At 69.7% G+C, this 13,254-nt stretch carries 12 protein-coding genes, 1 tRNA gene and 1 other RNA gene; 11 read left to right on the top strand and 3 right to left on the bottom strand.

Going from position 1 to position 13,254, the window contains the following annotated elements; genetic code table 11:
• Nucleotides 1-267: 267 nt before the first annotated feature.
• Nucleotides 268-343: transfer RNA gene (locus GGQ93_RS02050), tRNA-Ile, on the bottom strand.
• A 223-nt stretch (nt 344-566) separates the two neighbouring features.
• Here GGQ93_RS02050 and GGQ93_RS02045 point away from each other — a divergent pair.
• Nucleotides 567-1,319: an SIMPL domain-containing protein gene (locus GGQ93_RS02045; protein WP_183214958.1), complete on the top strand. Its 753-nt coding sequence runs from the start codon at nt 567-569 to the stop codon at nt 1,317-1,319.
• A gap of 68 nt (nt 1,320-1,387) precedes the next feature.
• Here GGQ93_RS02045 and panD read toward each other — a convergent pair whose 3' ends face one another.
• The gene (gene panD, locus GGQ93_RS02040; RefSeq protein WP_183214957.1) at nt 1,388-1,744 is read right to left on the bottom strand and encodes an aspartate 1-decarboxylase; all 357 of its coding nucleotides are present in this window, start codon (nt 1,742-1,744) and stop codon (nt 1,388-1,390) included.
• Nucleotides 1,745-1,968: 224 nt separating this feature from the next.
• Between panD and sppA the strand changes: the two genes are divergently transcribed.
• From sppA to GGQ93_RS02025, 3 genes are all read left to right on the top strand, one after another.
• Complete coding sequence (gene sppA / locus GGQ93_RS02035) at nt 1,969-3,747, top strand: signal peptide peptidase SppA (RefSeq protein WP_183214956.1); 1,779 nt, start codon at nt 1,969-1,971, stop codon at nt 3,745-3,747.
• Nucleotides 3,748-3,862: 115 nt separating this feature from the next.
• Nucleotides 3,863-4,186 (top strand): hypothetical protein, encoded by a 324-nt coding sequence (locus GGQ93_RS02030; protein ID WP_183214955.1) that lies wholly within the window; start codon nt 3,863-3,865, stop codon nt 4,184-4,186.
• A gap of 13 nt (nt 4,187-4,199) precedes the next feature.
• A complete protein-coding gene (locus GGQ93_RS02025) occupies nt 4,200-4,961 on the top strand; it encodes a peptidoglycan recognition protein family protein (protein ID WP_183214954.1) in 762 nt (253 codons plus the stop codon).
• Here the strand turns inward: GGQ93_RS02025 and GGQ93_RS02020 are convergent.
• Entirely contained in the window at nt 4,958-5,836 is an 879-nt protein-coding gene (locus GGQ93_RS02020; protein WP_183214953.1) for a hypothetical protein, read from the bottom strand. The two genes, GGQ93_RS02025 and GGQ93_RS02020, sit on opposite strands and share 4 nt — an antisense overlap.
• A gap of 111 nt (nt 5,837-5,947) precedes the next feature.
• On the opposite strand from GGQ93_RS02020, the gene rnpB reads away from it, so the two are divergent.
• The 7 genes from rnpB to GGQ93_RS01985 all read left to right on the top strand — a co-directional run bounded on the left by rnpB (nt 5,948) and on the right by GGQ93_RS01985 (nt 13,246).
• Nucleotides 5,948-6,327, top strand: an RNA gene (rnpB, locus tag GGQ93_RS02015) — RNase P RNA component class A.
• A gap of 394 nt (nt 6,328-6,721) precedes the next feature.
• On the top strand, nt 6,722-7,198 hold the full coding sequence (locus tag GGQ93_RS02010; RefSeq protein WP_054766445.1) for a division/cell wall cluster transcriptional repressor MraZ: 477 nt from the start codon (nt 6,722-6,724) through the stop codon (nt 7,196-7,198).
• The gene (gene rsmH, locus GGQ93_RS02005; protein WP_183214952.1) at nt 7,195-8,163 is read left to right on the top strand and encodes a 16S rRNA (cytosine(1402)-N(4))-methyltransferase RsmH; all 969 of its coding nucleotides are present in this window, start codon (nt 7,195-7,197) and stop codon (nt 8,161-8,163) included. The genes GGQ93_RS02010 and rsmH overlap by 4 nt, the downstream gene beginning before the upstream one ends.
• Nucleotides 8,160-8,597 carry a cell division protein FtsL gene (ftsL, locus tag GGQ93_RS02000; protein WP_183214951.1) on the top strand — a complete coding sequence of 146 codons (438 nt, stop codon included), beginning with the start codon at nt 8,160-8,162 and terminating at the stop codon, nt 8,595-8,597. The genes rsmH and ftsL overlap by 4 nt, the downstream gene beginning before the upstream one ends.
• On the top strand, nt 8,594-10,366 hold the full coding sequence (locus tag GGQ93_RS01995) for a peptidoglycan D,D-transpeptidase FtsI family protein (protein ID WP_183214950.1): 1,773 nt from the start codon (nt 8,594-8,596) through the stop codon (nt 10,364-10,366). Before ftsL ends, GGQ93_RS01995 begins: the two co-directional genes overlap by 4 nt.
• Nucleotides 10,363-11,823, top strand: coding sequence for a UDP-N-acetylmuramoyl-L-alanyl-D-glutamate--2,6-diaminopimelate ligase (locus GGQ93_RS01990; protein ID WP_183214949.1), 1,461 nt, complete (start codon nt 10,363-10,365; stop codon nt 11,821-11,823). The genes GGQ93_RS01995 and GGQ93_RS01990 overlap by 4 nt, the downstream gene beginning before the upstream one ends.
• Nucleotides 11,816-13,246: a UDP-N-acetylmuramoyl-tripeptide--D-alanyl-D-alanine ligase gene (locus GGQ93_RS01985; RefSeq protein ID WP_183214948.1), complete on the top strand. Its 1,431-nt coding sequence runs from the start codon at nt 11,816-11,818 to the stop codon at nt 13,244-13,246. Before GGQ93_RS01990 ends, GGQ93_RS01985 begins: the two co-directional genes overlap by 8 nt.
• The last annotated feature ends 8 nt before the right edge of the window (nt 13,247-13,254 follow it).

Genomic DNA, 13,254 nt, shown 5'->3' with positions numbered 1-13,254 from the left:
AACCAGCAGCCCGCTGGCGGGGCTTAGATCGTTTCGGTCGCACGCATACTCATTGCCTCGCTTCCAGAGTCGGAAAATACCGACGTTCAGAGCCTAACGGCCCATGATTAAGAAAATCCCTTCGCCGCCGCCGTGTTCCCGACGGTTGGAAGAGAGAGAAGTGGGTGTTCGACATCGACCGCACAAGCGATCTGCTGTTTGACTACTTGTGTTCGGCCGTTTCGGCTAGACCCCTGAGGGCTGAGAAATTCAGAGAAAGAAGTCCCGTGGTAGGCCCGGAGGGACTCGAACCCCCAACCAGACCGTTATGAGCGGTCGGCTCTAACCATTGAGCTACAGGCCCCCAGGGACGCGGCCGAGAGGCGCGGCGCGGCGGGAGGAACGGCCTAGCAGGGGAGGGCGCGGCTTGCCAAGGGCCTGATCTTCGCCGCGTCCGTTTCGGCGAATTCATCAAGATGAACGGAAACCGACATCGACGACCGGACGTTCGTTCAGGCGTAAAAGGCCAAGGTTACGGCCATGGATCGACGACCCCGTCGGTCGGGATCTTCCACGGAGACATCTTCATGAAACGCGCCTTCCAATCCCTGATGCTGGGCGGGGCCCTTACGGCCGCTGCGGTGATGGGCGCCGTCGCGCCGGCTGCGGCCCAGACGGTCCAGCCGGGCGTCCAAATGATGCAGCCTCCGCCCTCGCTGAACCTGTCGGCCTATGGCGAGGTCAAGGCCGCGCCGGACATGGCGACCATCAGTTTCGGCGTCCAGACCGAGGCGGCGACGGCCCAGGAGGCGATGCGCGACAATGCGACCCGCATGACCCAGGTCATGGCCGCCCTGCGCCGCGCCGGGATCGCCGAGCGCGATGTCCAGACCTCGGGCCTGAACCTGTCGGCGCAATATGACTATCAGCAGAACGAACCGCCCAAGCTGCGCGGCTATCAGGCCGTGAATCGGGTGACGGTGACGATCAACGACCTGACCAAGGTCGGGACCACCGCCGACGCCGTGGTGGCCGCCGGGATCAATCAGATCGACGGCATCAGCTTCGGCCTGAAGGATCCCTCGGCGGCCGAGGACCAGGCGCGCCGACTGGCCGTGCAGGCGCTTCAGGCCAAGGCCCAGCTGTACGCCCAGGCCCTGAACGTCCAGCTGGCGGGCATCCGCAACCTGAGCGAAGGCGGCGGCTATGCGCCCCAGCCGCCGCAGCCGATGTTCGCCGCCCGCGCCGTGGCGCTGGAAAGCCGCGACAGCACGCCGGTGGCCGCCGGCGAACTGACGGTGCGGATCGACATCACCGGCGTCTACGACATCGCCCGCTGATCCCGGGTGCAGAATGAGAAAGGCCCGCCGTCGCCGGCGGGCCTTTTTGCATCGGCGACGATCTCGGCTCAGGCCGGGCGCTTGATCTCGTTGTTGTCGTCCAGCAGCACGACATTGGGCGTCCACTGGCGGGCTTCTTCCTGGGGCAGCTGGCCGTAGGTGACCACGATCACCTTGTCGTTCTTCTGGACCAGGCGGGCGGCGGCGCCGTTGACGCCGATCACCTTGGACCCGCGCGGGGCCTCGATGGCGTAGGTGGTGAAACGGGCGCCGTTGGTGATGTTCAGCACATCGACCTGTTCGTTCGGATAGATTCCGGCCGCGTCCAGCAGGTCCATGTCGATGGCGATCGACCCCTCGTAATCGAGGTCGGCCTGGGTCACCGTGGCCCGGTGCAGCTTGGACTTCATCAGGGTGACCAGCATGGACGGCGGTCTCCGAAATAGGACACGGGGCGATAGGCCCCCGCTCGCAGGCGGCTCATATAGGGATTTCCGCCCTCCGCATCAATCGCGGCGCCGCATTGCAACCGCGGCCGTGTGCGGCGCCGAACTGCGCCCGCACGTGCACGACGTTCATTTGACGGTGACCGTTCCCGCTCTATGGTGCGGCTGAGCCATTCCGGCCTCTTGCGAGCGCGCCTTTTCCCATGAAGCAATTCTTTCTGACGGTTCTGGGTGTCTTCACCGGACTGATCCTGTTCGTCGTCGTGGTCCCGGTCGTTCTGCTGACGGTCGCCATCGCCGGCGCCTCCAAGCCGACGACGCCCGCGACCATGGTGCTGGAACTGGACCTGCGCGAGGGGATCAGCGACCAGCCCTCGACCAATCCGTTCGCGGCCTTCGGGGGATCGGGCCTGTCGGTGACCCAGGTGGTGGACGGTCTGGCCCAGGCCCAGGAGGACGCCGGCGTCAAGGCCGTGCTGGTCCGCCTGCCGGAAAGCGGCATGACCCCGGCCTCGGCGGATGAGCTGCGCCAGGCGATCCGCCGCTTCCGCGCCTCGGGCAAGCCGGTCATCGCTCACAGCCAGGGTTTCGCCCCCTCGGGCGCCGTGATGTCGACCTATATGGTCGGCGCCTCGGCGTCGGAACTGTGGATGCAGAACACCGCCGGCTTCCAGGCCACCGGCTTCTCGGCCGACAGTCTGTTCCTGGGCCGGGCGTTCGACAAATACGGCGTCCGCGCCGATTTCGAGCAGCGCTACGAATACAAGAACGCCGTCAACGAATACACCCAGAGCGACTACACCCCCGCCCACCGCGAGGCCATGACGGCCTGGATGACGTCGCTGTACGACAGCGCCCTGGCCAACGCCGCCCAGGACCGCAAGACGACCTCGGCCGCCCTGAAGACGGTGATCGAGGCCGGCCCCTATTCGGCGGAACAGGCCCTTTCGAACAAGCTGGTCGACAAGATCGGCCAGGTCGAGGAGGCCGAGGCCGAGATCAAGCGCCGCGCCGGCAAGGGCGCCGAGATCGTCGAATTCGGCAAATACGTCTCTGAAAAGGGCGAACGGACCGGATCGGGCCGCAACGCCATAGCCATCGTCGGCGGGGAAGGGGCGATCGTGACTGGCCGCAGCGACGGCGGCGGCTTCGGCGGCGGCTCCTCCATCCATTCTGACGATACGGCCGAAGCCATCTATGACGCCATCGAGGACAAGAGCGTGAAGGCCATCGTCTTCCGCGTCTCCTCGCCCGGCGGCTCGCCCGAGGCGTCGGAACAGATCCTGGCCGCCGTGCGCGCGGCCAAGGCCGCCGGCAAGCCGGTGGTGGTCTCCATGGGCGCCTACGCCGCCTCGGGCGGCTATTGGATCAGCTCCGAAGCCGACTGGATCGTGGCCCAGCCCTCGACCCTGACCGGCTCGATCGGCGTGTTCGGCGGCAAGTTCGTGATCGCCGACGCCCTGGGCCGGTTCGGCGTGGACATGCGCGAGCTGACCGTGGGTGGTTCCTACGCCGACGCCTTCTCCCCGACCCAGCCCTTCACCAACAGCCAGCGCGCGGCCTTTGCGGCCTCGATGGACCGGATCTACGACGACTTCATCACGCGCGTCGCCACCGGCCGCAAGCTGGAGCCGGCGCGGGTGCGCGAGATCGCCAGGGGCCGGGTCTGGACCGGCGCCCAGGCCCTGCCTCTGGGTCTGGTCGATCAGCTGGGCGGGCTGAACGAGGCGGTGGCCAAGGCCAAGGCCCTGGCCAAGATTCCGGCCGGCGAGTCGGTCCGCTTCAAACATTTCCCCAAGCAGAAGTCGCCGTGGGAGGCCCTGTCGGAAATGTTCGGGGTCCAGAGCGAGGCGGCCCAGGCCCTGGTCATGCTGGGCGGGGTCATGGCCGACCCTCAGGCCCAGGCCGTCATGCGCCGCATCGAGGGCGAGCGGATGCGCAGCGAGGGCGCGGTCGTGCTGGCCGATCAGCCGGTCTTCTGAAGGAGGCGTGACGATCCATCGCACACAGGCGTGAGGGGGCGCTCCATTGACCGCACGGCTCAATGGACCGACATTGAGGCTTGGGCGTTCTGCGGAACGTCTGAAAGGATGATCCATGTTCCAGTCTGAACGTCTCGCCTCCCTGGGCGTCTCGGCCCGTCGCCGGCCCAACGGCCTGGTGGCCTCCATCCTGTGGGTCGCCAGCCTGATCGCCGCCGTCGCCGCCATGGCGGTGGGCGCGGTTCTGGCCGTCTTCACCGCCGCCGCAGTGGCCGTGATCGCCCTGTTCGCCGGCGTGCTGGTCTTTCTGGCGGGTCTGGCCATGCGGGCGCGCCGCAACCTGACACCGCGCCGCCGCGCCGGAGACCCCGAGCTGATCGAGGCGCACAAGGTCAACGGCACCTGGGTCGCCTACGGCTGGGACCGCCACGGCCGCTGAGGCCCCCTGAACCATGGTTGAGCTGATCGCGGCGCCCTCGCCAAACTTCGATGCGCGCCGCGCGCCGCCCGATATGCTGGTGCTGCACTATACCGGGATGGAGACCGGCGAGGCCGCCCTGGCGCGGCTGCGCGACCCGGAGGCCAAGGTCTCGGCCCATTATCTGGTCGAGGAGGACGGTCGCATCTTCCAACTCGTGCCCGAGGAACGGCGCGCCTGGCACGCCGGCCGGGGCGTGTGGCGCGGCGAGGCCGACTGCAACGCCGTCTCCATCGGCATAGAGATCGTCAATCCGGGCCATGAGTTCGGCTATCGCCCCTTTCCCGAGGCCCAGATCGCCGCGGTGATCGCCCTGATCGGCGAGATTCGCCAGCGCTGGACCATTCCGGACAACCGCATCATCGGCCATTCCGACCTGGCGCCGGATCGCAAGGCCGATCCCGGCGAACTCTTTCCCTGGAAGCGGCTGGCCGAGGCCGGACACGGCCTGTGGTTCGAACCGGCGCCCGAACGGATCAAGGCCCTGGGCGGCCTACTGCAGAAGGGAGACCAGGGGATCGGGGTCGTGGTCCTGCGCGCCGGCCTGCACCGGCTGGGCTATGGGCTGGCGCCCGGCGGCGACTATGACGCCGAGACCGAGACCACCGTCCGCGCCTTCCAGCGCCACTGGCGGCCCGGGCGCGTCGACGGCGTCGCCGACGGCGAGACCCGCGCCCGTCTGGTCGGCCTGCTGCAGCTGGCCAGCGTCGAGAGCGTCACGGGCGTGCTGGATTAGTAGGTTCGCGCGCGCGCCGTCGCCGCCAGCAGTCCGACCCCCAGCCAGGCGCCCAGGATCGGGCTCATGCCCACCCCGACCAGGGGAACCGGAAAGGCGCCGAACAGGGGCGTGACCGCCCAGGCGGCCAGACACAGGCTCAGTGCGGCCCCGGCCAGTCTCAGTCGGCCTTCGGATCGTGTCAGGGTGGCCGGAACCGCTGCGAAGACGGCCAGAAGGATCAGGGCCAGCCCCCCGATCAGGGGCGAGATCTGGAAGGCCAGGCCGACGATCTCCTCAACCTCCGCCACCGGCTGCAACGGATCGGGCCGCATCCAGGCCGCCGCAGCCGCAAGTCCGGCGAACAGGATCAAGCCGGCCTTCATTCCACGGCCGGGCGCGCGAACGGCGGCGACCAGGATCAGGACCGCCGCCAGTGTCGTGGCCTGAGAGGCGTCCGGCTGGGCCACCAGCAGGATCAGGGCCACAACGGCGGCCGCTTGGGTCGCCCAGACCACCCAACGGTCCTCGGCCGCCGCCAGCACGACCGACAGGGACGGCAGGACGACCATGGCGATATTGACGTGCAGAGGCCCGGCTTCGATCCAGCGATGCACCCCCTCCTGGGCTGGATTGAAGAAGCCGGCGGCCAGCCCCGTCACGGCCAGTCCGGCGACCGTCAGCGCCGCCCCCGGCGAGACGACGCGCCGCCCCGCCGCCGCCAGCGCGGCGGCGATCACCGCCCCGACCAGCCAGGCCGCCAGGTTCCGGCCCCAGGAGGCCGCCGATACGCCGCTGAGGGCGCAGACGGCGGCGCCCAATCCCACGGCGGCCAGGGACGCCAGGCCGAATCCCGCCATCAGCCGCGCGCTCTTGCCCGTCGCCGTCTTCGTCATGGTCTCGCCCCTCCAGCCACGCCCAGCAGTCACGGCGCCCCCGGTCTCGTCAAGCCGCGAATGATCCGCCTGCTGTTGACCTGGGCGGCCGGGCGGCGCATCTAGCCCCCGCCAGACGGCCGGGCGGTCGCGGCGGACTTCGCGTCCGTCGAGGAAAGTCCGGGCTCCACGGTGAAAAGGCGGCGGATAACTTCCGCCCGGGGCGACCCGAGGGATAGCGCCACAGAAAGCAAACCGCCTCCCGTTCGCGGGCGGCAAGGGTGAAAGGGTGGGGTAAGAGCCCACCGCGGACCTGGCGACAGGGACGGCATGGCAAGCCCCGCCTGGAGCAAGACCAAATAGGGACATCGTGCGGGGTTCGCCTCGCGGGGCTCACCGCCCTGGATGTCCGGGTAGGTCGCGAGAACCGTTCAGCAATGGACGGTCCAGAGGAATGATCGTCGCCGTCCTTCGGGGCGGAACAAAACCCGGCTTACAGGCCGTCTGGCATATCTTTTTTTGAGGGCCTATCGGCCTTCGGCCTACTTGAGGCCGTTCGTTTGGGCTGCGCGTCTTCGGCCTGCTTGAGGCAGTTGCTTCCATCCCCATCTTTCGCCGCCGGATCGGGCCGTCCACACGGCGGCGCCCGTTAACCTCTTGTGGGCGCTGGACTGCCTAGACTGATCCACAGCCTGTGAATACTTTGCAAGTTCCGCTTATGTTCTCTCCGTCGGAGCGACTTCAAGTCCAATCGCGTGAAAACATGGTTAAGTAACACTGCTGATCCCATTGAGACCCATTTCATCCCATGCTATCCCACTCTCATGAGATGGGGCTGAGAGGCGGGCGCGGCGGGCGTTCGTCAGGCATCTAAGGGACGGGCCGAAGGGTTCGATTGGGCAGGGCGTGTTTCTCTCGACCTACGAGAAGCAGCTGGACGGCAAGCGCCGTCTCCTGATCCCCAATGATTTCCGCACGGCCGAAAACGGCGCGGCCGGCGGCGTCTTCATCTTTCCCTCCATCGAGGCCGACTGTCTGGAAGCGGGCGGGGATCGCCTGTTCGCCGTCTATGCGGAGATGATCGAATCCCTGCCGTTCGGCTCCGAGGAGCGTTCGGCCCTGGAATGGCAGGTCATGGGCGAACAGGTCCGCCTGGCCTATGACGCGGGCGGCCGCATCACCCTGCCCGAATCCCTGTGCGCCGAGGCGGGTCTGGAGGACACGGTCGTCATCGTCGGCTTGAACGACCGGTTCCAGATCTGGTCGCGCGAGAAGTGGGCGGCCCGTCGCGCCGAACAGCGCGCCCTGGCCAAGGCCGGCATGGCCCAGATCGGCGCGCTGAAACTGGCGGCCCAGATGAAGCTGGCGGGAGGCGGTTCGTGAGCGACGCGCCCCACGCCCCCGTCCTGCTGGCCGAGGTGATCGAGGCGCTCAAGCCCGCGCCGGGCGACGTCGTGATCGACACCACCTTCGGCGCCGGCGGCTATACGCGCGCCATTCTGGCGACCGGCGCCGAGGTGATCGCCCTGGACCGCGATCCGACGGTTCAGCCCCACGCCGACGCCGTGGCGGCCGACTTCCCCGACCGGTTCCAGCTGGTCCGCACTCCCTTCTCGGGTCTGGCCCAAGCCTTCGCCGACAGCGGCAAGGCCCGGCTGGACGGCGCCGTCTTCGATATCGGCGTCTCCTCGATGCAGCTGGACCAGGCCGAGCGCGGCTTCTCCTTCATGCGCGACGGCCCGCTGGACATGCGGATGTCCGATGAGGGCGAGACCGCCGCCGACATCGTCAACGGCTGGGACCACGGTCCCCTGGCCCATATCTTCAAACTGTACGGCGAGGAGCGTCAGTCGGGCCGGGTCGCCACCGCCATCCTGCGCCGTCGCGCTGAACAGCCCTTCACCCGCACCCTGGACCTGGCCGAGGTGGTCGAAAAGGCTTTGGGCGGCCGTCGCGGCGCCCCCATCCATCCGGCGACGCGGGTCTTCCAGGCCCTGCGCATCGCCGTGAACGACGAACTGGGCGAGCTGGAGCGGGGGCTGGAGGCGGCCGAGGCGACCCTGGCCCCCGGCGGCCGTCTGGCCGTCGTCACCTTCCATTCGCTGGAGGACCGGATCGTGAAGGCCTTCCTGACCGAGCGGACCGGCAATGCACCGGCCGGATCGCGTCACGCCCCGATCGCCGTCGACCCGCGCAAGCCCAGCTTCGCCCTTCAGTTCAAGGGCGCGCGCGAGGCGGGCGAGGCCGAGCGCGCCGCCAATCCGCGCGCCCGTTCGGCCAAGCTGCGGGCGGCGATCCGCACCGAGGCCCCGGCCTGGGCGCCCGAAAAGAGGAGGATGGCGGCATGACCACGGCGCCCTTCTTCGGCTATTCCCGCAACGCCCTGCAGCGGCTGTTCGACTGGAAGATCCGCGGCGTCCGCTGGATCGAGATCATCGGCGTGGCCCTGGTCGCGGTGATGATCGTCTCGGTCTATGCGGCCAAGGCCGCCGCCGCGCGCGAAAGCAGCCGCATCGCCGAGCTTGAGCGCGACATTCGCGAAAACCGCCAGCGGGTCCGCCTGCTGCGCGCCGAGGTGGCCCGTCTGGAACAGCCCGCCCGGCTGGAAAATCTGTCGCGCCAGATCGGCATGGCTCCGGTCGACGTCCGTCGCCAGGCCGATGAAGCCCAGTTGCCGCACCTGAAGTCGGCCGCCGCGCCTGCGTCCCCGGCTCAGCCTCAGGCCGCCGCCCCGTCCGCCGCCCTGTTCGCCGACGAGCCATCCGATGAGGCGGCGCAATGACGGTTCAGGATCATCGCTATCACCGGCCGGCGCCGGGCGTGGATCTGCAAGGCCGGCTGTCGCCCTTCTGGCGCTGGCTGTCGGAACTGGTCTGGCGGCTGGAGCACGGCTTCGAACGCGCCCGCGCCGACGCCCGGCCGGAAGAGGACACCCGCGTCCGCATCTTCCTGATCCTGATCGTCTTCTCCTGCGTCTTCGCCGGTCTGGCGCTGGGCGCCGCCTATCGGGCCCTGTTGGCCCCGGCCGGCGCCCATGGCTTCGGCGCCAGCCCCGACGCCCTGGTGCGCGGCGACCTGACGGACCGCAACGGCGAGCTGCTGGCGATCAACATCGTCCACTATGGCCTCTATATCGACCCGGCGGAGATCTGGGACCGCGGCCTGGCCTATCGCCAGCTGCGCCGCGCCCTGCCGCGCATTCCGGCCGAGCGGCTTCGGCGGGTGCTGGACGGCGACCGCCGCCTGATCGTGCTGACCGGTCTGACGCCCCAGGAGAAGGCCGCCGTCCACGATCTGGCCCTGGGCGGCGTCACCTTCGAGCCCGAAGATCGCCGCGCCTATCCGCTGGGAATCTCCGCCGTTCACCTGATCGGCGACGCCGATACGGGCGGGCAGGGGATCTCCGGCGCCGAACTGGCCTTCAACGACGAGATCCGGGCGGCGGGCCAGCGCGGCGAAAGCTTCCCCCTGTCGATCGACCTGCGGGTGCAGGGGGTGGTCGAGAACGAACTGGCCGCTGCGGCGATCAAGAACCAGGCCAAGGGCGCGGTCGCCATCGTCACCGACGTTCAGACCGGCGAGGTCCTGGCCATGGCCAGCTGGCCCAACTTCAGCCAGTCGAACCGCGGCGCGGCGCCCGACGGCGCGACCCTGAACCGGGCGGTGTCGGGCCACTATGAAATGGGCTCGGTCTTCAAGACCTTTACGGTGGCGGCCGGTCTCGACACCGGCCGGGCGGACATGGGCACCCTGTTCGACGCCTCCGAGGCCTTCCAGATCGGCGACCGCAAGATCAAGGACTTCCATGCCCAGAACCGGGTCATGACTCTGGAAGAGGTCTATCTGCACTCGTCCAACATCGGCACGTCCCAGCTGGCGGTGCAGATGGGGCCGGATACGATGCGCGACTATTTCCGTCGCCTGGGGCTGCTGGACGCCTCCACCATCGAGCTGAAGGAATCGGCCCGGCCGGTCCTGCCGCGTCGCTGGGACAACTCGACCCTGGCCTCGCTCTCCTTCGGCTACGGCATCATGATCACCCCGGCCCAGATGGTTCAGGCCATGGGCGCCCTGACCAACGGCGGGCGGATGGTGCCCCTGTCCCTGCGTCGCGGCGGCGCGCGCGGCGCCAAGCCGCAGCAGATCGTCACCGAGGACACCTCGCGGGCGGTGCTGGAGCTGATGCGCGCCAATGTGGTCAAGGGCTCGGGCGGTTTCGCCGACGCGCCGGGGCTTCGTGTCGGGGGCAAGACGGGCTCGGCCAACAAGCTGGTCAACGGCCGCTATGACCCCAGCCACGCCCTGGGCTCCTTCGCCGCCGTCTTCCCCGTGGACGGGCCTCTGACCGCCAAACGCTACGCCGTCTTCGTTCTGATGGACGAGCCGGGAACCTATCCCAAGACCGGCGCCTATGTGGCCGCGCCCGCCGTGCGCAACATCGCCGACCGGATCGCCGGCTTCCTGGGCGTCGAGCGCCGCGCCGACCGCTGGCGCACGGCTTCGGGCGAGAAGATCCCGCAATATCAGGACGTCCAGGGAGACGGGCTGTGAGCGCGCTGCACCTGTCCGACCTGCTGCGCCGGGACGTGGCGTCCGATCCGATCATCACCGGCGTGACCGCCGACAGCCGCAAGGTCGCCCCCGGCGCCCTGTTCGTCGCCCTGCCGGGCACGACGGCGGACGGCCGCGCCTTCATCCCCCAGGCCCTGGCCCAGGGCGCCGCCGCCGTCCTGGCGCCGGCCGATACGCCCGCCGGCGCCGCGCCGGTGCTGGTGACCTCGGGCGACGTGCGCCGGACCTACGCCATCGCCGCGCGCGGCTTCTACGGCGCCCAGCCCAAGACCTGCGTGGCGGTGACGGGCACCAACGGCAAGACCTCGGTCGCCGCCTTCTGCCGCCAGATCTGGGCGGGCCTGGGCCACAAGTCGGCCAGCATGGGCACCCTGGGCGTCGTCGGCCAGAAGGGCGACAAGACCTACGCCTTGATCGGCCCCGGCCTGACCAGCCCCGACGCCGCCGAGGCCGCCCGCCTGATGGCCGAGCTGGCCGCCAAGAACGTCACCCATGTGGCGGTCGAGGCCTCGTCTCACGGCATCGACCAGCGGCGTCTGGACGGGGTGGCGCTGAAGGCGGCGGCCTTCACCAACCTGACCCAGGACCATCTCGACTATCACGGCACGATGGACGCCTATCGCGCCGCCAAGCTGCGCCTGTTCGAGGCCCTGCTGCCGCGCGGCCGCACGGCGGTGCTGAACGCCGATTCCGACGCCTATTCCGCCTTCGCCGCCGCCTCCATCATGGCGGGCCTGGGGGTCATGGGCGTGGGCGAGCGCGGGCGCGACCTGACCCTGATCGGCCGCCAGGCGACGCCTGAGGGCCAGCGCCTGACCCTGGACGTGCAGGGCGAGGTGCGCGACATCCTGCTGCCCCTGGCCGGCGCCTTCCAGGCCTCGAACGCCCTGGTGGCGGCGGGCCTGTGCATCGCCGCCGGCGACCGGCCCGACGCCGTCATCGGCGCCCTGGAAGGCCTGACCGGCGCCCAGGGCCGGCTGCAAAGGATCGGCGGGCCGGAAACCGGGCGCGGCGAGGTCTATGTCGACTACGCCCATACGCCGGACGGGCTGGAGACGGTGCTGACCGCCCTGCGCCCCCATGCGACCGGCCGTCTGATCGTGGTCTTCGGCGCCGGTGGCGACCGGGATCGCGGCAAACGGCCCCTGATGGGCGAGATCGCCGCGCGTCTGGCCGACGTCGCCATCGTCACCGACGACAATCCCCGCTCTGAAGACCCCGCCTCCATCCGCGCCCAGGTCCGCGCCGGCTGCCCGGACGCGCTCGAGATCGGCGACCGCCGCGCGGCCATAGAAGCGGCGATCGAAATGATGCGCGACGGGGATGTGGTGGTCGTCGCCGGAAAAGGGCATGAACAGGGCCAGATCGTCGGCGGGACGACTCATCCCTTCGACGACGCCACCGTCGCGTCCGAGGCCCTGTCTTTGTATGCCTGATACACCCGCCCGCCCGCTCTGGACGGCCGCCGAGATCGCCGCCGCCACGGGCGGCGTGCTGCACGGCGACGACCGCCCCGTCACGGGCCTGACCTACAACAGCCGCGAGATCGTCCCCGGCGACCTTTTCCTGGCCCTGAAGGGCGCGCGCGACGGGCATGAGTTCGCAGCCTCCGCCTTCGCCGCCGGCGCTGCGGCCGCCCTGGTTGAACGGCCGGTCGAGGGCGGACCCTATGTCGTGGTCCCCGACACCCTGCACGGGCTGGAGGCCCTGGGCGTCGCCGCCCGCGAGCGCGCGCCCCAGGTCAAGCGCGGCGCCGTCACCGGCAGCGTCGGCAAGACCAGCGTGACCCAGGCGATCAAGGCGGGGCTTGATCTGGCCGGCCCCGCCCATGGCTCGATCAAGAGCTACAACAACCATATCGGCGTGCCCCTGACCCTGGCGCGGATGCCGGTCGAGACCCGGCGCGCCGTCTTCGAGATCGGCATGAACGCCCCCGGCGAGATCGCGCCCCTGTCGCGCTTCGTCGCCCCCCACGCGGCCTGCGTCACCACGGTCGGTCCGGTCCATATCGAGGCCTTCTCGGATGGAGAGGCGGGGGTGGCGCGCGAAAAGGCCTCCATCTTCCAGGGTCTGATCCCCGGCGGGACGGCGGTGGCCAACGGCGACGTCGCCTTTTCCGGCCTGCTGTGCGACGCGGCCCGGGCGGCCGGGGCGCGGCTCGTGACCTTCGGGACCGATCCGGGCCATGACGCCCGCCTCAAGGACTTCCGTCCGGACGCCGAGGGGGCGACGGTCTTGGCAGACCTGTTCGGCAAGCCGCTGGAGTATCGTCTGGCCCAGTCCGGCGCCCATTGGGGGCTGAACAGCCTGTGCGTCCTTCTGATGCTGAACGCCCTGGACGTCGAACTGGAGACGGGACTCCAGGCCCTGGCCGGCTTCCAGCCCCTGGCGGGACGCGGCCAGACCCGCACCGTCGCCGTCCCCGGCGGCGCCTTCACCCTGATCGACGAGAGCTACAACGCCAATCCCCTGTCGATGACGGCGGGCTTCAAGAGCCTGGCCGCCCGCCCCGCCGCCGGCCGCCGCATCGCGGTCCTGACCGACATGCTGGAGCTGGGCGACCAGAGCCGCGCCCTGCACGAGGGCCTGGCCCAGCCGATCGAGGCGGCGGGCCTGGATCTGGTCCACGCCGCCGGGCCTCAGATGCGCTGGCTCTACGAGGCCCTGCCGACCTCGCGCCGTGGCCTGTGGCGCGAAACCGCCGCCGAACTCGCCGCCGAGGCGTCCGTGCTGGCGGGCCCCGGCGATATCGTCATGGTCAAGGGATCGAACGGGTCCAGGGCGTCCCTGGTCGCCAAGGCCCTGGCCGATCTTCAAACCGCCCCTTCAAGCCCTGACACGCCCCCGGCGCCCCGATAGAGACCCCG

The sequence above is a fragment of the Brevundimonas aurantiaca genome (assembly GCF_014199955.1).
GTDB classification, from domain to species: Bacteria; Pseudomonadota; Alphaproteobacteria; order Caulobacterales; family Caulobacteraceae; genus Brevundimonas; species Brevundimonas aurantiaca.
This window is presented reverse-complemented; position numbering and strand designations above follow the sequence as displayed.